This is a genomic window from Paraburkholderia sp. JPY465, from assembly GCF_050436725.1.
In the GTDB taxonomy this organism is placed as follows: domain Bacteria; phylum Pseudomonadota; class Gammaproteobacteria; order Burkholderiales; family Burkholderiaceae; genus Paraburkholderia; species Paraburkholderia youngii.
On record NZ_JBNDMT010000006.1, the window covers coordinates 748,310 to 766,217 of the forward strand.

General features: G+C 63.2%; 20 protein-coding genes. 5 read left to right on the forward strand and 15 right to left on the reverse strand.

Annotated features, from left to right (window positions below):
• Positions 1-141: 141 nt before the first annotated feature.
• The 3 genes from QFZ94_RS36680 to QFZ94_RS36690 are packed head-to-tail and all read left to right on the forward strand — an operon-like array spanning position 142 to position 3,606.
• Positions 142-1,476 carry a glutamine synthetase family protein gene (locus QFZ94_RS36680; protein WP_429463650.1) on the forward strand — a complete coding sequence of 445 codons (1,335 nt, stop codon included), beginning with the start codon at positions 142-144 and terminating at the stop codon, positions 1,474-1,476.
• Between the two features lie 10 nt (positions 1,477-1,486).
• Positions 1,487-2,869, forward strand: coding sequence for an aspartate aminotransferase family protein (locus tag QFZ94_RS36685; protein WP_429462899.1), 1,383 nt, complete (start codon positions 1,487-1,489; stop codon positions 2,867-2,869).
• Positions 2,866-3,606, forward strand: a complete 741-nt coding sequence (locus tag QFZ94_RS36690; protein ID WP_429462900.1) for a GntR family transcriptional regulator — start codon at positions 2,866-2,868, stop codon at positions 3,604-3,606. Before QFZ94_RS36685 ends, QFZ94_RS36690 begins: the two co-directional genes overlap by 4 nt.
• 467 nt (positions 3,607-4,073) lie before the next feature.
• Here QFZ94_RS36690 and QFZ94_RS36695 read toward each other — a convergent pair whose 3' ends face one another.
• The gene (locus tag QFZ94_RS36695) at positions 4,074-5,204 is read right to left on the reverse strand and encodes an IS110 family transposase (protein WP_184229108.1); all 1,131 of its coding nucleotides are present in this window, start codon (positions 5,202-5,204) and stop codon (positions 4,074-4,076) included.
• Positions 5,205-5,451: 247 nt separating this feature from the next.
• On the opposite strand from QFZ94_RS36695, the gene QFZ94_RS36700 reads away from it, so the two are divergent.
• Together QFZ94_RS36700 and QFZ94_RS36705 are read left to right on the forward strand one after the other, a co-directional pair.
• The gene (locus tag QFZ94_RS36700) at positions 5,452-6,330 is read left to right on the forward strand and encodes a tyrosine-type recombinase/integrase (RefSeq protein ID WP_429455595.1); all 879 of its coding nucleotides are present in this window, start codon (positions 5,452-5,454) and stop codon (positions 6,328-6,330) included.
• Between the two features lie 16 nt (positions 6,331-6,346).
• A complete protein-coding gene (locus QFZ94_RS36705; protein WP_429455915.1) occupies positions 6,347-7,516 on the forward strand; it encodes an IS91 family transposase in 1,170 nt (389 codons plus the stop codon).
• 296 nt (positions 7,517-7,812) lie between these two features.
• Here QFZ94_RS36705 and QFZ94_RS36710 read toward each other — a convergent pair whose 3' ends face one another.
• From QFZ94_RS36710 to QFZ94_RS36775, 14 genes are all read right to left on the reverse strand, one after another.
• On the reverse strand, positions 7,813-8,199 hold the full coding sequence (locus QFZ94_RS36710; protein WP_429462901.1) for a hypothetical protein: 387 nt from the start codon (positions 8,197-8,199) through the stop codon (positions 7,813-7,815).
• Positions 8,200-8,332: 133 nt separating this feature from the next.
• Positions 8,333-8,557, reverse strand: a complete 225-nt coding sequence (locus tag QFZ94_RS36715) for a hypothetical protein (protein ID WP_410852125.1) — start codon at positions 8,555-8,557, stop codon at positions 8,333-8,335.
• Positions 8,554-8,973 carry a tail fiber assembly protein gene (locus QFZ94_RS36720; RefSeq protein WP_410852124.1) on the reverse strand — a complete coding sequence of 140 codons (420 nt, stop codon included), beginning with the start codon at positions 8,971-8,973 and terminating at the stop codon, positions 8,554-8,556. Before QFZ94_RS36720 ends, QFZ94_RS36715 begins: the two co-directional genes overlap by 4 nt.
• 2 nt (positions 8,974-8,975) lie before the next feature.
• Complete coding sequence (locus tag QFZ94_RS36725) at positions 8,976-9,887, reverse strand: gp53-like domain-containing protein (protein ID WP_429462902.1); 912 nt, start codon at positions 9,885-9,887, stop codon at positions 8,976-8,978.
• An 11-nt stretch (positions 9,888-9,898) separates the two neighbouring features.
• Positions 9,899-10,495 (reverse strand): YmfQ family protein, encoded by a 597-nt coding sequence (locus QFZ94_RS36730; RefSeq protein ID WP_429462903.1) that lies wholly within the window; start codon positions 10,493-10,495, stop codon positions 9,899-9,901.
• 6 nt (positions 10,496-10,501) lie between these two features.
• Complete coding sequence (locus tag QFZ94_RS36735; RefSeq protein ID WP_429462904.1) at positions 10,502-11,614, reverse strand: baseplate J/gp47 family protein; 1,113 nt, start codon at positions 11,612-11,614, stop codon at positions 10,502-10,504.
• A gap of 16 nt (positions 11,615-11,630) precedes the next feature.
• Complete coding sequence (locus QFZ94_RS36740; RefSeq protein WP_429462905.1) at positions 11,631-12,062, reverse strand: phage GP46 family protein; 432 nt, start codon at positions 12,060-12,062, stop codon at positions 11,631-11,633.
• An 8-nt stretch (positions 12,063-12,070) separates the two neighbouring features.
• Positions 12,071-12,691, reverse strand: a complete 621-nt coding sequence (locus QFZ94_RS36745) for a phage baseplate assembly protein V (RefSeq protein WP_429462906.1) — start codon at positions 12,689-12,691, stop codon at positions 12,071-12,073.
• 2 nt (positions 12,692-12,693) lie between these two features.
• Positions 12,694-13,755 carry a phage baseplate assembly protein gene (locus tag QFZ94_RS36750; protein WP_429462907.1) on the reverse strand — a complete coding sequence of 354 codons (1,062 nt, stop codon included), beginning with the start codon at positions 13,753-13,755 and terminating at the stop codon, positions 12,694-12,696.
• A gap of 12 nt (positions 13,756-13,767) precedes the next feature.
• A complete protein-coding gene (locus QFZ94_RS36755; RefSeq protein WP_429462908.1) occupies positions 13,768-15,120 on the reverse strand; it encodes a DNA circularization protein in 1,353 nt (450 codons plus the stop codon).
• 4 nt (positions 15,121-15,124) lie between these two features.
• Positions 15,125-17,131, reverse strand: a complete 2,007-nt coding sequence (locus QFZ94_RS36760) for a transglycosylase SLT domain-containing protein (protein WP_429462909.1) — start codon at positions 17,129-17,131, stop codon at positions 15,125-15,127.
• 3 nt (positions 17,132-17,134) lie between these two features.
• Entirely contained in the window at positions 17,135-17,263 is a 129-nt protein-coding gene (locus tag QFZ94_RS36765) for a GpE family phage tail protein (RefSeq protein WP_429462910.1), read from the reverse strand.
• A gap of 20 nt (positions 17,264-17,283) precedes the next feature.
• Positions 17,284-17,520, reverse strand: coding sequence for a phage tail assembly protein (locus QFZ94_RS36770; RefSeq protein ID WP_429462911.1), 237 nt, complete (start codon positions 17,518-17,520; stop codon positions 17,284-17,286).
• A 10-nt stretch (positions 17,521-17,530) separates the two neighbouring features.
• Positions 17,531-17,905, reverse strand: coding sequence for a phage tail tube protein (locus QFZ94_RS36775; protein ID WP_410852113.1), 375 nt, complete (start codon positions 17,903-17,905; stop codon positions 17,531-17,533).
• Positions 17,906-17,908 lie beyond the last annotated feature (3 nt).

Sequence of the window (17,908 nt, forward strand, 5' to 3'; positions counted from 1 at the left end):
CATGGACCTGCGACGGGCAGGTGTTGGCGCTGTGGCGAATTGTCCTATAGCCCGCCGGTCTACATTTGTGATCACAACATCAATATTTTTCGCCGTTATGATGCCTCAATTCCTATTTTTGTGATCATATCGAAAGTGATTATGAATGACGCTTTGAGCAACTTCCTGACCCAGCACCGCATCCGTGAGGTGGAGTGTGTCATCCCCGACATGACGGGCATCGCGCGCGGCAAGATCCTTCCGCGCGATCTGTTCACGGCGTCGGGCGAGATGCGCATCCCCAAGAGCGTGCTGCTCAACACCGTGAACGGGCAACAGCCCGACAACGGCCCCTTCGTGGGCGATACCGACCCCGACATGGTCTGCAAGCCCGACGCCGCCACCGTGCGCATCGTGCCCTGGGCAGCCGAACCGGTGGCCGTGGTCATCCACGACTGCCTGGAGTGGGACGACCAGCCGGTGCAAATCTCGCCCCGCGCGGTACTACGCCGCGTGCTGGCGCTGTACGAAGCACGCGGCTGGCAGCCCATCGTGGCGCCCGAAATGGAGTTCTATCTGGTGGCGCGCAATCAGAACCCGCACGAGCCTCTGCAGCCGCCGCTGGGGCGCACTGGAAAGCCCGAAGTGGGGCGGCAGAGCTACTCCATCGACGCGGTGAACGACTTCGATCCCTTCTTCATGGAACTCTCCGCCTTCTGCGACCAGCACCAGCTAGGCGTGGAAACGCTGATCCACGAGGCTGGCCCGGGGCAGATGGAGATCAATTTCAGCCACGGCGAACCGCTTGACCTGGCTGACCGCGTTTTCCTGTTCAAGCGCACTGTGCGCGAGACGGCGCTGCGCCACGGCGTATTTGCCACTTTCATGGCCAAACCCATGGAGGGCGAACCCGGCAGCGCCATGCACATCCATCAGAGCATCAACGACGGCGAAGGCCGCAACATCTTCAGCCACACCGACGGCACAGCCAGCGAACACTTCCACCACTTCATCGGCGGACTGCAAACCTATATCCCGCAGGTGATGCCCATGCTGGCGCCCTACGTCAATTCATACCGGCGGCTGGCGCCATACATGTCGGCACCCATCAATGTGCGCTGGGGCCAGGACAACCGCACCTGCGGTATCCGCGTCCCCAAGTCCGGCCCCGGCGCCCGCCGGGTTGAAAACCGGGTGCCCGGCGTTGACGCCAATCCCTATCTGGCAATGGCCGCCACGCTGGCCTGCGGCTACATCGGCATGCGCGACCGACTGCATCCCAGCGAGCCCACCGACGGCAGCGCCTGGAACGTCGCTCACGAACTGCCGCGCCATCTCGAAATCGCTATCGAGGCCATGCGCGCCTGCGATGCCATGAAGGAGGTACTGGGCGAAACCTTCGTCGACGCCTTCTGCGCCGTGAAGGAACTGGAATTTTCCACCTACAACCGGGTAATCAGCTCGTGGGAACGAGAGCACCTGTTACTGCTGGTATGAGAAGCCCGCAATGAACCACACCATTCAACATACCGGCATTGAGCGCGACCGCGTACAGGCCTTGCTCGCACGCGAACGCGCCGAGTACGCGCAACGCAACCCGAAGTCGCAAGTGATGTCCACACGCGCCGCGCCGCAGCTGATGTTCGGCGTGCCGCTGCACTGGATGAACGACTGGTCCACGCCTTTCGCGCTGCACGTGGCCCAGGCCCAAGGGGCACAGCTCACCGACGTGGACGGCCACACGCTGGCCGATTTCTGCCTGGGTGACACCGGCGCCATGTTCGGCCATTCGCCCGCCGTCGTTGCCGAGGCATTGGCGACCCAGGCACGTCACGGCCTGACCACCATGCTGCCCAACGAAGACGCATCCGTCGTGGGTGAATTGCTGGCTGAGCATTTCGGACTGCCGAAATGGCAGTTCGCCATGACCGCCAGTGACGCCAACCGTTTCTTGCTGCGCTGGGTACGGGCCGCCACTGGGCGGCGTACCTTGCTGGTGTTCAACGGCTGCTACCACGGCACGGTCGATGACGTCTTCGTCGATCTGGTGGACGGCCAACCCACGCAACGCGCCAGCCTGCTGGGCCAGGTGCACGATCTCACCGCCACCACGCGCGTAGTGGAATTCAACGACCTGGCCGCGCTGGAAGCCGCGCTGGCCCTGGGTGACGTGGCCTGCGTTCTGGCCGAGCCGGTGATGACCAACATCGGCATGGTACTGCCCGAACCGGGCTACTGGGCACAGGCGCAAGACATCATCCGCCGCCACGGCAGCCTGCTGGTACTGGACGAGACCCATACGCTCAGCAGCGGCCCCGGCGGCTATGCGCGCGCTCACGGCCTGCAGCCCGATGCCGTGGTAGTGGGCAAGGCACTGGGCGGCGGCATGCCGTGCGCGGCCTATGGCTTCAGCGCCGCGCTGGCCGAGCGCGCCGAGGCCGCCAAGCGCGCGGCACCGTCGGGCCACTCGGGCATCGGCACCACGCTTACCGCCAACTCGCTGGCCACGGTGGCGATGCGCGCCACCCTCACCCACCTGATGACGCCTCAGGTCTTCGCCCCCATGCACGCCCTCGCCGAGCAACTGGCCGCCGGGCTGCGCACGATCATCGCCCGCCACAGCCTGCCCTGGTGCGTCACCCAGGTGGGCGCCCGGGTGGAGTTCCAGTTCTGTCCGCAGCCGCCGCGCAACGGCAGCCAGGCCGAGGCGGTCATGGATGCCGAGCTGGAGCACGCCCTGCATCTGGCCTTGCTGAACCGCGGCGTGCTGATCACTCCTTTTCACAATATGATGCTCGTTTGCCCTGACACTACCCAGATGCACGTGCAGCGCCTGCTCACAGCATTCGACGCTGTGCTGACTGCGCTCACCGCCACTACCGATTCATGAGTAACGACATCGAATCCACCACCACTCAGCAAGACACTACCTACGCCGCGTTGCGGCAATGGGTGACCGTAGGCCGCTTCCTTCCCGGCGAGCGATTGAAGATCCGCAACGTGGCAGCCGAGATGGGGGTAGGTCAGATGCCGGTGCGCGCCGCGCTGCAGCGTCTGGCTGCTGAAGGTGGGCTGGTGAACGTGCCCAACGCCGGAATGATCGTCCCCAAGCTTACGCTGCCCGAGTTCGACGATCTGTTGCAAATGCGCATGCTGCTCGAAGGCGAGGCCGCCGAGCGCGGCTGCCTGAGGTTGGAGCCGGCCGAACTCGCCACGCTGCGCAAGCTTTGCCAGCGCATGGCGAAGGCGTTGAAAACCCCAACGGATCACCCGCCTCGCGCCAGGACGCCCGAGGGAGGCAAACAAACGCTGAAGCAGCCCGCCGTTTCTTTGAAGGCCGACCAAGCCACCGATTACCTGGCCGCCAACGAAGACTTCCATGTCCTGCTCTACAAGGCGGCCGGCTCGCCCTTGCTGTTCGACCTGATCGATACGCTGTGGCTGAAGGCCGGCCCAATCTCGAACCGCCTCTTCGACACGTCCGAAGCATCGGCCGTGTTGAACGACGCCCACGAAGACCTGATGGATGCGCTGGACAGGCGGGATGCCGCCGCGGCGCGGCGAGCAGTGGAGCGCGACATCTTCGTGGCGGGACAGTTTCTGAGGGCAACCCTAAAACGCGATTGACCGCGGACGCGACGGCCGGCATGGTCGGCGCAAATGTCGTCTTACGGGGGAGACCGCTATACGCTGCTCAGCGGTCGTTCGCGGGTATGCGGTTCACCGACGCGTTGTCTGTGGACCATCGCTTCGAGGGACAGCTCAACTCTGGAAGCTGCCATTGGAATTCCTGATCCCCCTCCGGCTGCATTGGGTCGAGGGACTGATATGACTTTCCGTGTCAATCGCGATCGGTTCTCGGTCTGGGTACATCTGAATTTCCTGAGGGCGACGTAGCAGTACGTCTCGACGGTGGGTCACACTGATATCCGCGGGTTGGTTACCGCATTACTGTGGTCCGCCCTATGAGCCTGCCGCTACCTAAAGTCGCAAGTCGCATAAGATGTGTTGCATAGTCCAATCGCGGGTTGCTCGGGTGCCGGGCTACGCCGCCTTCAGGAAACTCTCCGTGTCCTCGTTAAGATGAGATAGTGTCAGACCGGCCTGGCATCTTTCGGTATGGCGAGAGACATCGCCAGTCTGCCGATGTCCCAGATAAACCCTGAGAGCTCTCGCGCAACGGCAACCACGCCGGTGTTCACATTCTTGCCGCGCGCTGCGAGCTTGCGATATCGCCGGCATAGCCGCAGCTGGGCATCCCATGCGCGGTCAATGATCGGTTTCGGAATTCCTTCATGGCGGCGTTGGATGTCGGGGCTCACCCGAGCGGGGTATCTGTAACTCCACGCAGCCTCCACGAGCAGCTTTCTTGCATAACTGTTCCCGTTTTTTGTAATGCTGCCTTGACGGCGCCGCTCGCCTGACGAGTGTTCGGAGGGCGTCACCCCGAGCCAGGCCATCAGCTGTCGCGGATGCTCGAATCGCGACAGGTCACCCAGTTCGGCGAGCATGCCAACGGCCGTGGTGAACTGGATACCGCGCATGGTCTGCAGTCCCAGTACGGCCGGATAGAAGCGCCAGTTGACGACAGCCTCGCGTAGTGCCGCCTCGAGGCGGTCGCATTGGGCGAGTCTGTCTTCAATGGTGCGGCGGCACTCGTCAAAGGCCAGTTGTTGCCAGTGGTTGGGGAATACGAAGGTGCTGATCCACCGTCGATGTGCCGGCCCCCAGTTCGCGCTGCCGGTGTAACGAATACCATGAGAGAGCAGAAACGACTTGAGGCGCTGACGCGCGTGCTTGAGATCCGCTTTGGCGGCGGCCCACGCGCGGGCCAGGTCCCGGAATGCCTCATCTTCGACGCCTGGCACGTAGACTGACGAGAGATCACCTGCACGCAACGAGCGCACGAGTTTGAGTGCGTCGCGGCGGTCAGTCTTGACCCGCTCGCCTGGTTTCTTCGGAATCAGCGACGGGGCACATACCACGCAGTCGAATCCCTTCTGCACCAGTTGCCGGTAGAGGCCATAGCCGCATGGCCCTGCTTCGTAGACGATGCGAACGTGCGTCGCCTTGGACTGCATGCGCTGGCACAGGCGATCGATGTCTGTCTTCGAAGTGCCGATCTTGCCCAGCAATTCCACCTCGCCTATCCCGACGGCGTAGGCTGCCGTGATGGATTCCTTGTGGACATCCAGACCGACGTACACAGTGCTATCGTGTCCCATGCTGGCCTCCGTGCTGGAAATCGCCGGGTGTCGCCCTCGTGCACACCATGCGGCTCTGGCAGCAATGCTAACCCGCGTCTGGTTTCTCACGGCGGGCCAGCCACCACATCACGGAAAGTCATACTGCCTAAACCGCTCGCGCGGTAAGGGGCTGCGGCCGGCGGTAGTAGCAATGGAGAGGAAACCGACTCTGTTCTCATGTTGATGGGCGAGGTAATTCGCCTCGCCGTTCAACGGGAGCAGAGTCATGACTGATACCCTCCAGACTGTCAGCCCACTGCGCCAGCGCATGATCGACGACATGCGTATGCGCCATCTGGCGCCGAAGACGCAGGCCGGTTATCTGCGCATCGTACGCGAGTTCACCCGGTTTCTGGGGCGCCCGCCCGACACCGCCACCGTCGAGGATCTACGGCGTTACCAGCTGCATCTGGTCGACCACGGCACGTCGCCCGTGTCGCTCAATGCGGCGATCACCGGACTGAAGTTCTTCTTCGAGATCACGCTTCACGAACCCGAACGGATGGCCCGGATGCAGCCGGTGCGCGTGCCCCGCACGCTCCCGGTCGTGCTCAGTCCGGACGAAGTGGGACGCCTGATCGCTGCGACCGGCAACCTGAAGCACCAGACCGCACTGTCAGTCGCCTACGGCGCCGGCCTGCGTGCCAGTGAAGTGGTGGCGCTGAAGGTCGGCGACGTGGACGGCCAGCGCATGACGCTGCGCATCGAGCAGGGCAAGGGCCGCAAGGACCGTTACGCCATGCTCTCGCCGGTACTGCTTGAACGCCTGCGTGTCTGGTGGCGCGTGGCGCACGCGCAGGGCCGGATGCTGGAGGGCGGCTGGCTGTTTCCAGGCCTCGACCCGGTCGATCCGCTCAGCACACGGCAGCTCAACCGCGCCATCCACGCCGCCGCCGTCGCTGCAGACATCAACAAACGTGTCTCGATGCACACATTGCGACACAGCTTTGCGACCCACCTGCTGGAGCAGAAGGTTGATATCCGTGTCATCCAGGTCCTGCTGGGCCACAAGAAGCTGGAGACGACCGCGCTCTATGCCCAGGTCGCGACGGACCTGCTGCGCGAAGTGATCAGTCCGCTGGAGAAGCTGCACAACAACAGCTGAAACACGGCGCACTGCCGTGCCCGAAGTCGCGGACGTCTTCCGCGCGCATGGGCCCGCGTGGCGACAGACCGTACAGCTGAGCCTGGGACAGCTGAAGGTCATGTCGGCGATCGAACAGTGCCGCAGCGCGGCGCTGGGTGGGCACGTGTTGCGCTGTTGTGGCTGCGAACAGATCGAGGTGGCCTACAACTCCTGCCGTAACCGCCATTGTCCGAAGTGCCAAGGGAGCGCCGCGCACCGGTGGCTCGAGGCACGTCAGGCCGATCTGCTACCGGTCGGGTATTACCACGTGGTCTTCACGCTGCCTGCGGCGATCAGCGCGATCGCCTGGTACAACAAGTCGATCATCTACGGGCTGCTGTTCGACGTTGCCGCCGAAACCCTGCGTACCATCGCCGCCGATCCGAAGCATCTGGGCGCGCGGATTGGCGCCACGCTGGTGCTGCATACGTGGGGTTCGGCGCTGACGCACCATCCTCACGTACATGGCATCGTTCCCGGAGGAGGCCTCGCGCCTGACGGTGAACGGTGGGTCGCATGCCGGCCCGGCTTCTTCCTGCCAGTACGTGTGCTCTCGAGGCTGTTCCGGCGGCGCTTCCTGGAAGAACTCACCCATGCCTGTCGCCGGGGCCAGCTACGCTTCTTTGGCGAGTACGCTGCACTTGCCGATCCCGCGGTCTTTACCCGGTGGCTTGCGCCACTGCGCGCCTGCGAATGGGTGGTGTATGCGAAGCGCCCGTTCGCTGGTCCTGAGGCAGTACTCGCGTATCTGTCGCGCTATACGCATCGCGTGGCCATCTCCAACCAGCGCCTCGTCACGTTCGACGAGCGCGGCGTGACCTTCCGCTGGAAGGACTATCGGGCCAGCGGCCGCACACGCCACAAGACGATGACGCTTGCGCCCCAGGAATTCATGCGACGCTTCCTGCTGCATGTGCTGCCCGGGGGCTTCCACCGCATCCGCCATTACGGTCTGCTCGCCAACCCGGTGCGCCGGCAGAACCTGGCGACGATACGCGCGCTGTTGCACGCTCCGGCAACCATTGCCGCCAGTAAAGACGCGTCAGCCCAGACAACGGCACCGACATTTGTCTGCCGGCATTGCGGCGCACCGATGGTCATCGTCGATATCCTGCCGCGTAGCCACCCGATTCGCGCGCCACCTGGTTGCAGAGGTGATGCGTGAACCAGAATGACCAGGTATCTTCAGTCCGACTGTCGGCTCCTCGGCAACGAGCGCCAGCAGGAGACGTTTGTGTGCATCTCGCCAGGCAGAAGTTGCCGCCTGTCGGCAGTCGCGACCAATGCGCTGTGCGACGGCATCGCAACTTCATCGGCATCAGGCCAGCCTCGGCTTCGTCCGATCAACGCGTGATCAGCCGGGCCACGCGATCACTTCAATCCCCATAACCGCCTCGGTACACCCCGCGGTTTCCTCCCTCGAGCGTTGTCCAACGCCTGCCCGCATACGCCGTCGCTTACTCACGCGGCAGCAGACATGGGCAGGCGTCGAACAACGCTTAACGATATGAGGCGTCGGCTCGACGTCCCGAGCATAAGGTCCGATGCTTCGATCGGACGAATCATGCTCACCCTACCGAGGCGGTCGTTTTTGCATCGATATCGGCGAGCTTGACGATGCGAATGGCTGTGGCCCGAGCATTCCTCAGAGCAGCCCGTATAGGCGCAGAAGTGGCCGAAGTCGACCATCGCAGCAAAGCCACGATCATTCGGTACGAGCGGCGTGGCTTCGAGCAGGTTCTGCAAAAGCTGGACGGGTTTCTGATAGCACATGATGACCTCCGGGCGAAGAATCTGCCAGAGCAAGGCAGATTCCCGATCGCACTTGTCGTCGGCTTCCGTCTCCATCCGTAACCGCCAAACTCTAGCGTCTGGCTGGCGCAGTGTCCCTGGTCAGCCATAGAATTGATTTGTCCGCATCCACGAGTGGACAGTTAGATCGGCCCGTCGTTCGCGGCGGGCTTTTTTTCGCGCTGAGCTTCTACGGTCTTGCCGATAGCGGCTCCGCGTAGTCCCGCAGTAACGGGCGTGCCTCTCGTGGCTGCGGGACCATGCTGGTGTCGCCGCCGATGTCGGTCAGCGTGTTGCCGTTGCCCGCGATGCGCACGCACGTACAGCCGAGCGCGCAGACGATCGCCACGACGCCGGCGAACACGATCACGCACAGCAGCGCGGAGCGCAGCGCGCGCACGAGATCGGGTTTCATGACTGAGGCAACTGCGGCCAGTCGATGTCGAGCGGGAACCCGGCCTGCTGCGGTATGTCGCGCAATGCCTGACGATACGCGAGGATGGCTTGATATTCCGTCTCAGGGATCGGTGGCGGCTTTACTTCGCTCTGACGCGTCGTGATCCAGTCCGTCTCGTGCAGCAGCACGTCACGTTGCGCCCGCACGGATATCGCGAGTTGTTCATCAGTCGGCCGAAGCTGATCGAGCAGTACTGCGCCGCCGCTTTCGTCGACGCTCATACGCTTGCCGTTGCTCTGTCCATCGAGCAACATCGTGTACGTGTCGTCGGTGATCGCGACGGCATCACCGGGAACGTTCTCGCCGTGAATGTCCTCGTCGTAGAAGCCGATTACGATGCGGTCGGCGTCGAGGTGCGCGTGCTTTTGGCCCATGTTCAATTCCCCATTGCGATATAGTTGGTGCCGGTGCCGGCGATGCTTGTCCCGGAAAGGTTGAACAGCGCAAACGGAAAGCTGGAGGTGTTCTGATTTGTGGTGGGAATGACGGGAATAATTGCTGCACCGATTGTCGGCGCGGCAAGCGCGACCATAAATAGACTGTGCGGAAACGTCGTGGGAAAAGTCACATTGCTGCCGCCCACTACTGACGCGCCGGTATATCCCCATTGCACCATCAAGCCGCTTGCCAATGTTTGATACCCACTGGAAACCAGAGATTTCTTTCCGACGCCTTCAATCGCAACGAACCATTGGGTCGAGCTGATCGCGACGAGACGGAATGAGATGCCCGGCGGCGGCGTATAGGTCGACGCGTTTGGAGTGCTGTCATTGAAATAAAAGTTGTCACTCCCGGAACAGTTGAAAACTGCCGTGCCCGTACCGACCGAGAAAGATAGGGCAGAGCCCAGCGGGACGGAATTAGCGGGTGGCACGGTTACGGTCGCATTCGAATAGATATCCCAGAATCCGCCCACCTGTGCGGAAGTGATATTGATCGTTCCGCCTGCCGTCACCACGCCTGACTGATAGTTCCCGAGCGCGCGTTGCACGAATTGCGTGGTGGCCGTTTTCGTCGTGTTATCGAATTGCGGTGGCGTCACTCCCGGATTTTTCGCGATGGTCTGCATCGCGGTCCAGAGCTGATTGAACGCGGCCTTATTCAAGGTCTGCCCCGAGCCCGTCACCGCGTTGACGAGTTCCATCATCACGGAGTTCAGCCACTCGGCGGGGACAATAGTCGCCGCGAGATTCGAGGCTGGATTGCCATCGGTAAAGAACCCCGCCGCGCCTGCCGGTGTCGAAGGTGGCTGCGCACTGACAGCAGTCGAATTGTCGATCTGGAACATACGCCAGTCCCCTATGAATAATGGACTTGCAGAATCGTGTGTGCAGGCTTGAGCGCGTTCATCTCGCACTCAAGGACCGCGTTACCCCACGTCGCGAGCGGATCGCCCGCTGCTGATTGACCCGCCGCGAAGTGAGTAACTGAGTTCTGCGGCGCGTTGATCGACCACGTAAAGAACCAGTCCTGAGTGCCTAGCTGCTGCCCACAGCGGCTCTGTCCCGCACGAAACGGTGCGTAGTTGCTCGTCGTGATCTGATAGCCGAGCGCCGCGGCGTACTCGATGTAGAAAGCGGCGTTCTGTCCGCCCTCATTGGTGAGGCGCGCGACGACCTGCGCGCGGCGCTGCTGCGTCGAAGGGTTCGCGCCCGTGCATGGGTCCGGTAGTCCTAACGTCGCTTCCCATTCGGGCAGGAAGTCCGTTACGGTCCCCGCGAATGCGGCGGCTATCAGCGTTAGCGCTGCGCCGTCCAGTGCCTCTGCGGTAAAGCCGAGCGCGTCGAGTACTGCGGCCTGCGTGCCATCGCCCTCACGAGTCCATACGCGCCCGCGAGGCTGGAGCTTGCGCAGCACGTCGCCATAGTCGGCGGCGCTATTACGCGGAGCGGTCATCTCGTCCTAGCTCCACGTGATCGCGCCGAGCGTCGGCAGAGCGCCAGTTGACAGTTGAATGTCCTGCGTCGGCGAGAGAATCACGAAGTCGTTCACGCCCGGGACGGACGAGACCGCGCTCCAGAGATGCGAGACGAGCACCTTGCCGCCTGGCTGACCGTCTGCGAGTAGCTGAGCCTGTAGCGCGGCAATAACCGCAGCCTGATACTGCACGGCGACGCCCTTGATGCTCATGGGAATAGCCTGCGCAGTCGGCGCGACGCCATACACGAGCGCCGTTACCGGTTGCTGCGGATAGATCGCATTCGCGACCGTCAACTGATCGCCGGTCGCAGTCGTCCCGCGTGTCTCCGCCGTCGCACAGCCATTGGTGCCTTGCGGAAAGCCGCCTTCTGCGGCATTCGCGTTATCGAGCATGACGTACACGACGACCGTGCCGGCGCCGTAGCCGTTCGGCGTGCACCAGGCGCGCGTGACACCTGGAACGGCGAGCGCCCATTCGATGTAGTCGGATGCCGAACCACCCTGCGGCGGGTTCTGATACTGGTAAAGGACGCGCTCGCGGTAGTCGTCATCGCTCTCGATATCCGCGCCGCCCGTGAAAGCCGTTGCCGCTGTCCCGGTCGAGTCGATGCCTGCGATCGCATTGGCGAGCGTGAACTGCGTACCGTCTGCGCAGTCGCCATTCGCACCTGTCAATCCCTGCGGGTCCGGGTTCGCGCTCGCGGTGACTGTCACCGAGCCGTTAGTGACCTGAGCAGCAGAGGTCGTCGTGTACGGGACGTTATCGCTGCGCGTGACGATCGAGCCAATCGGCAACATCACGCCATTCGTGCCCGTGAACGTCAGTTGGCCGAACGCCTGTGCGCATGGCTTGCGCGTCACGCCTTTAAGTGCGCCCCACGCTTCGAGGTATTCGTCCGTCGCCGTGAATGGCGTGGCCTGTAGTGCAATCCAGTCGAGATAGCCGTAGAGCATGCAGGCGAGGCCTGCATCGATATCGGCAATCACGCGCAGATTCGAGAAGCGCAGCAGCGCGTCTGCCCCTGGCAGTTCCGCATTCAGTTGCTGCGCGCTCGCGTTGCGCAACTGCGTAAGCGTTGGGCGCGAGAAAGGCATGATGGGGAGGACCGCTTTAGCGCGTCCAGACCTGCGGGAAGTTCATCGCGACGGTCCTGCCGTCTGCGCGATTCGCGATAACGGTGAGGTCAAGACGATTGGGGCTGATCCACTGCGCCGAGATATCGAAGGTGGCGACCACGCCGTCATCGATCATCCATTGCAGGGCTTCCTGCGCGTAGTCCTGCGCACGCTGCGGTACGTCGAGCGGGCCCTTAACGCGATCGAGCAGCCAGAGGCGCGAGCCGATCGGATAGAGCGGATCGTCGCCCCACCAGCCGCGCCGGTCGCCGTCCGGTGTCTCGTCGGACGGCAGCGCGAGGCGATCGGAAAAAAGCGAGATCAGCACCGCCGTCTTGAGGTCGTCGCCCGATTGCAGGGACGCGCCAGCCATCACCCAATCGCCGCGCATGTCGGGAATGACCCAGACTGTCGAGACGTCGGCCATGTATTTGCTCAGGCGTCCGGATCGTTGATGTTCGGGTCGTTCGCCGCATCGAGTTGCGGCTGGTTCGGAGGATTGCTTGTAACGGTGCTGCCACCGCTCTGTACGTTTGCGACCGGGTGCGTATGGCTGTTGTAGGTCGAGCGCATACCCGACATGGACTTGTTGCCGTGATCGGATATCTCTTTCTGGCCGGTGATATTCCCATCCACATTCAGATTGCCGGTGCAATGCACGGTCGGCGAGTCGAGCGTGATCGTTGGCGTATCGGTGACGAGTACCGGATTGCCGCCACCGTTGACCACGATGCCCGACGCCGTGAGATAGACCGACTGCCCGATGTTGTCGCTGAGCGCGACTTCGCCCGACTTCAGGCCGCGCATACGGTATTGCTGGCTACCGCACGCGATGACAATTCCGTTGGAGCGCTTACCCGCGAGAAAGACCGCGACCGCATCGCTACCTGCGGGCGGATTCGACTGGAAACCGTATTCAGCGAGGCGCGGTGTTGAGTCCCGTGTCTCGTTCTCCGATAGCTGCATCTGCACGAGCTGCACCACGCCGCTATCGTCGATGCGCGTCAGCCGTCCGCGCGAGAGCGAGCGCACGATGCTCCAGAAAAGCGAGTCCATCCCTATTGGCCGATCGCTGCGCCTACGTCCTGCGCGAGTGGCAGATAATTGATCGGTTCGGGCTGGAATGCCTGAGGCGGCATCAGAATGAGGTCGCACGAGGTCCCGCCCATATCTCGCCTGTACGTCACCTCACTAATGGTGAACTTCTGCCCCTCGATGAGCTTTAGCTGCGGCATCGAGAGCGCGGCGAGCGTGTTCGGCGCGTAGAGCGTGCCCGCGCTATCGCGCCATGACGAAGTAGTCACGGTGACGATATTGCCGCGCCCGATACGCCGATTGCACTCCCAAAGCGCGTGCTGGTTCGATACTGTTGCGCCCGCGTCGTTCGTCTCCGCAATAAATGCCTTCGGCCGATAGCGCGGCATCATCGTGTCGCGCACCGTGTATTCAATGAACGACTGGTTGCCCGCGTCGACCGTCGACGAGACACCGACGAGGTACACGCGGTACTCGCTGAAGCGCTGCGAGAGATCGCGCAGATAGCCCGCGCGCTTGCAGTTCACGCCGAGCGCGAAGCCGCCCGCCGCTTCGTCAGTCGAGAGCGGCGCTATCACGAGATCGCCGTCCGTGTTTTCGTAGCACAGCAACTGCGAGAGCTTGCAGACGGTATCGATGACGCTATACGGCGTATCGCCTACATTCATGATGTACTGCCTGATTTGCAGGCCGCCCGCTGCTGCCTTCACGCTGATACCGAACGGCTTCGCGAGTACGGTCGCAATTTCGGCGGCGGTCGCATTCATGAACTGGAACGAGTCGAACTGCGCCGAGCAGTCGATCAGGTCCTCGCACTTGCCGCGCCCCGATATCGCGAGCAGATGATTGTGCGCGTCGTACTGGTCATTCACGCGATCGACATAGCCCGTAATGACGGAATCGCCACCGATCGAGAGCACGCACGGATCGCCCTCATTCACGACCACATCGGCCTCGCCCGGGTAACGCTCCGTGAGTGCAATATCGAAGTCGGCCGGAATGCGCTCCATACCGCGCGTCACACGCACGGCGGTCCATCCGGATATCGTCGAGCCGCCCATCGTGAGTGAAACATCGTCAGCCATCGTTGACGCGTCTCAGGCAGTGCGCGAGCCAGACGTCGACGAAAGGAGCGCGGCGCGGAACGAGACCGGCGAAAACGCCGGATTGACCGGATCGACCTGTTGCACGAGCGCGTCATACTCCGCGACGTCCTGATAGAGGCGGTACGCGAGGACGAGCATCGGCATCGATTGCGCGAGATCGACTTCCTGCGTGGTCGCGAGCGAGTTACCGCGCGTCGTGAGGTCTTGCACGACCGCTGTCTGTAGCGCCTGGAGTGCCTGATACGTCGCATCGCAACCGCTGTCCGACGCGGCCACGATCTCCGTATCGAGCGCGTCGCAGACCGTCTCGCGCAGTGCCTGCGCATCGTCGTAAGAGGCGAGCCCATAGTCGGCGGTGCTGTCCGCGAGCGCGATCACCGCGCTGCGCCGGTGAAGATCGGTGCTCGATCCACTTGCGGTGGCGAGGACCGCATTCGCGCGCGGCTCCGCTATCGTGGCCTGCTGCAGGGCGAGCAGCGATTGCACCGCCCGGTGCGGATCAGGGTTCGCGCTCTGTACCGCGCCGACAAGCGACTGCGCGGCGCTGCTCATTCCGCCGTAGTTGGCGACTGCTGCGGCACTCGTCAGCGCGTGGCCGGACTCGACCACGGACTCATGCGCCTTTGCGACCTGTCCGGAGAGCTGCGCCATCGTCGTGTAAGGATTCTTTATGCTCGCGGTGAACTGCCCGACATAGCGCCCGAAGTTGCCCGGCAGCGTCGCGACCATCGAGACGAGATTGGTCGCGCGCGCCGTGATCGAGAGCGCGTTATTGACGAAGGCCTGCGCAGTGCGTTCGAGTTCGCCGATGACTGGCGGCGTCGTGAGTAGCGCTGACATCTGATTGGCGAAGTCCTGCGCAGCAGCAGCGAATGCGGCAAGCGCCGAGAGGCCGGTCTGCGCCTGCGTCGCAATGAGGAGCGTCGGAAACTGCTGCCTGCCCGCTGTAATGAAGGTAAAGCGGACCTCGAACGCGCGGCCCTGATCGGCGCTTTCCTCGCATTCGAAGTCGAGCAGCGAAACGGTCAGCCGCCCCAGCGACGGATGCACGAGTTCGCCGTCGCCCTCGTCGGGCATCTCGCACGCGGCGATCATCGACGCGCGCTGCGCGATTACGTCGCCGCCACCATACGCGGCGTCCTGCACGAGAAACCCCGTGATCGAGATACGCCGCCCGGCGCGGCCCAGATCCTCGACCCAGACGTCATCGCGGAACGGGTATTCGTGCACCGCGACGCGCCGCCCGACCTTCAGCGTTCCGCGTCGCGTGGCGAACGGCACGCCTCGCCACGACGCGCGCTGCAATTCGCCAAAGTATGGCGAGGAGGCAATCAGCGTGCTCATGTTCTTACGCCGCCTCAGGCTGCATCGAGCGCTCGATCTTCAGACCCGATGGGGTCTGCGTACGGATCGTCGCCTGGCCGTTGGTCGCAACGTGGAATGAATTCGTGACGTTCACGACCGGAGCGGGGACGATGACGTTCTGCGGCGGCGCGACGTTGAGCGACGGCAGCGCGGGCGCCTGCTGTTCGCCGCCCATGCGCGCGAGTATCTGAGGCGCGTAGTTCTTCGACTCGGCGGGCGCATTCGCAGCGCCCTTGCGGTCGACGTTACCCTCGCCCCAGTTGTACGCCATGAGCGCCGTAGTTATGTTGCCGTGATAGTGCTGGAGCAGTCCCGAGAGCTTTTTCGCCGCGGCGCTTGCCGATTGCGCCGGATCGAGCGCGTTGATACCGTATTCGCGCGCCGTCGCCGGCATGAACTGAAAGAGCCCCTGAGCGCCCCGGGGCGAGACTGCCGCTGCGTTCCCCTGCGACTCCTGCTGCGCGACCGATGCAAGCAGTCCTGCGGGCAGGCCGTACTGTTTTTCGAGCCCGGCGAAGTTGAGTTTCTTCGACCACTCCGCAACGGTCGCGGTCAGCGCGCCGGCCGGTGGCGCAGCGGCGGCGACCGGCGCGCCCGCTGCCATCGGCGCAGCGGCAGCGATCGCGGGCGCGCCTGCACCCGCAGGCGCACCCGGCGCAGGAGCCGCCTGGGGCGCGACAGGCTCACCCATACCGAGCCAGCCCCGTACGCGCGCGGGCAGACCGGTGAAGAAGGCCGGAATCTCCTTGAAAATGCGCTTGAGATCATCGAAGTGCGTGACGATCTCATAGATGGCGAGCAAGATCGCGCCGAGCGCGGCGAGGACCGGATTCGCCCACATCAGCGCGCCGAGCGCGCGCAGTACGGTGCTGATCGTCCTGATGCTCGACACGACGCTCGTCAGGAACGAGCCCGCCATATAGACGGCGACGGCCGTCGCGATGGTCTTGAATCCGCCTAGCGCGTTGACGGCCTTAACGACCTCGGTCGCGAATACCGCCATGCCCTTGATCGACTCGCCAAGCTGTTTGAGAAAGGTCGGCCAGTCGATACCCTGCACGAGCTTGGCGACGGCGTCCGCGACGTTCGAGATCATCGCGCCGATGTTCTGCGCGATCATGTCGCGGTTCGCCGCGATCCACTCGGTGATGCGCGCAATCACGGGTCCGAGTACTGGCGCGAGCCGATCGCTGATCGAGGCCTTCAGGCCGTCGAGCGCGAGGCCCATGCTGGAGATCGATTGCGTGAACGCGAGCGCGCGATCGGCCATATCGGGCGTGAAGTCGCCGCGCAGACGTCGCGCTTCGGCTTCGTAGCGCTGGATTGCCTGTCGGCCCTGCACGAGCATGGGCAGAAGCTGCTCGACGCCGAGATTGCGCGCGAGGTTGCGCGCCGCTGCCGGGTCGCGCTTCTGGATGCGCTGAAATACGTCCGCGAGGTCGTACATTGCGGCCTGCGTGTCGATCGTTCCGGCCTTCGTCTGTTTGAGCTTCACACCCAACGCGGTCAGCGTCGCGAACGCGGCCTGATTGCGACCCCAGCGCGCGTCCTGCAAGGTGTCCTGCAATGACTGGAAGCCCGCCGTTACCGACTCCGACGAGACGCCCATCAGGTTCGCGGCTCCGCGCATCTGCGTAAGATCTCCCGCAGTAATGCCGAGCAGACGCGCAGTGCGTTCCGTCTGCGCGCCCATGCGCTCCCACTGCGTGACCATCTCCGAGAGACCGGCGATTGTCCCGCCGCCGACGATCGCGAGCAGCGGCGCGCCCATTTTCATGATGCTGCCCGCCGCCTTTTCCGCATTCTTTGCAACATTCGCGAGGTCTTTCGAAACGCGATCGAGGCCCGACGCCTTGGAGAAACGCTGCGCACTGCGCGCGAGGTTCTCATACGGGCGCGTCATCTTCGCGATGGTGCGATTCACGCGATCAACGGTCGCCGTCGCCTTGTCGACTGCCGTAATGGTGAACGAGATGGATTTAGCGGCCACGGTCTAGCCCCGCTGCGTCTGCATGTTTGCGATGCGTTGCGCCTGCTCGAACCACTCGCGCAGCTCGGTCCACGTCAGCGCGCCCGCGTCGCGCGGTCCCCAGTGATAGAACCATGTCACTTCGGCTACCACGTCGCGAAGGTTCGGCGGGACTACTCGAAAAAAGCAGAAAGATACTTGTTGCACGCATTGAAGTCGCGCGCGCCCATACGACCGACGACCGAGACGTCAACGCCTGCCATGACCGCGATCAGGTTTTTCATGGCGCGGACTGCGCCGAACTTTTTTTCGTCGTCGGTGACTTTGGCGATCTCGTCGACGGTCGGCTCGCGCAAGGCAATTTCAGTAATGCCGTCGACGGGCGCGAGGAGCGTGATTTTTTCAGTCATGCGTGCCCCCTTACTGCTCAGTGACCGAACCACTGAAGCCCTCGAACTTCACTTCGAAGGTCGCTTCAGGGGTCTTGACTTCCTGCGCCTCGACGGTCCACATATTTCGACCAATCACGGTTTTGCCGTTCGCGAGTTCGCACGTGACTGTTACATTGGTCATCGCATTAAAGTCCGCGACTGTCAGCGTGCCCGCATCGCGGAAGCTTCCCGAAATGAATGGCGCGCGCGGCTTTTCCGCGTAACCGTGTACCGTGTCCTGTCCGATCAGTGACTCTCGCTCGACGACACCCGGCGAGTAGGACAGTTCGGCCGCGAGCATGTAGCTCTGGCCGTTCACGGCGATATACGCGATCCCGGCAAGGCGGTTCGTGTTGTCTGCCATCGC

Excerpts from the sequence above, each read along its gene's own strand:
- QFZ94_RS36770 (WP_429462911.1), bottom strand. The coding sequence starts at position 17,520 with ATGACTGAAAAAATCACGCTCCTCGCGCCCGTCGACGGCATTACTGAA.
- QFZ94_RS36695 (WP_184229108.1), bottom strand. The coding sequence starts at position 5,204 with ATGGGACACGATAGCACTGTGTACGTCGGTCTGGATGTCCACAAGGAA.
- QFZ94_RS36680 (WP_429463650.1), top strand. The coding sequence starts at position 142 with ATGAATGACGCTTTGAGCAACTTCCTGACCCAGCACCGCATCCGTGAG.
- QFZ94_RS36710 (WP_429462901.1), bottom strand. The coding sequence starts at position 8,199 with ATGGAGACGGAAGCCGACGACAAGTGCGATCGGGAATCTGCCTTGCTC.
- QFZ94_RS36715 (WP_410852125.1), bottom strand. The coding sequence starts at position 8,557 with ATGAAACCCGATCTCGTGCGCGCGCTGCGCTCCGCGCTGCTGTGCGTG.
- QFZ94_RS36730 (WP_429462903.1), bottom strand. The coding sequence starts at position 10,495 with ATGACCGCTCCGCGTAATAGCGCCGCCGACTATGGCGACGTGCTGCGC.
- QFZ94_RS36700 (WP_429455595.1), top strand. The coding sequence starts at position 5,452 with ATGACTGATACCCTCCAGACTGTCAGCCCACTGCGCCAGCGCATGATC.
- QFZ94_RS36775 (WP_410852113.1), bottom strand. The coding sequence starts at position 17,905 with ATGGCAGACAACACGAACCGCCTTGCCGGGATCGCGTATATCGCCGTG.
- QFZ94_RS36740 (WP_429462905.1), bottom strand. The coding sequence starts at position 12,062 with ATGGCCGACGTCTCGACAGTCTGGGTCATTCCCGACATGCGCGGCGAT.
- QFZ94_RS36745 (WP_429462906.1), bottom strand. The coding sequence starts at position 12,691 with ATGGACTCGCTTTTCTGGAGCATCGTGCGCTCGCTCTCGCGCGGACGG.
- QFZ94_RS36685 (WP_429462899.1), top strand. The coding sequence starts at position 1,487 with ATGAACCACACCATTCAACATACCGGCATTGAGCGCGACCGCGTACAG.
- QFZ94_RS36735 (WP_429462904.1), bottom strand. The coding sequence starts at position 11,614 with ATGCCTTTCTCGCGCCCAACGCTTACGCAGTTGCGCAACGCGAGCGCG.
- QFZ94_RS36755 (WP_429462908.1), bottom strand. The coding sequence starts at position 15,120 with ATGAGCACGCTGATTGCCTCCTCGCCATACTTTGGCGAATTGCAGCGC.
- QFZ94_RS36720 (WP_410852124.1), bottom strand. The coding sequence starts at position 8,973 with ATGGGCCAAAAGCACGCGCACCTCGACGCCGACCGCATCGTAATCGGC.
- QFZ94_RS36690 (WP_429462900.1), top strand. The coding sequence starts at position 2,866 with ATGAGTAACGACATCGAATCCACCACCACTCAGCAAGACACTACCTAC.
- QFZ94_RS36725 (WP_429462902.1), bottom strand. The coding sequence starts at position 9,887 with ATGTTCCAGATCGACAATTCGACTGCTGTCAGTGCGCAGCCACCTTCG.
- QFZ94_RS36750 (WP_429462907.1), bottom strand. The coding sequence starts at position 13,755 with ATGGCTGACGATGTTTCACTCACGATGGGCGGCTCGACGATATCCGGA.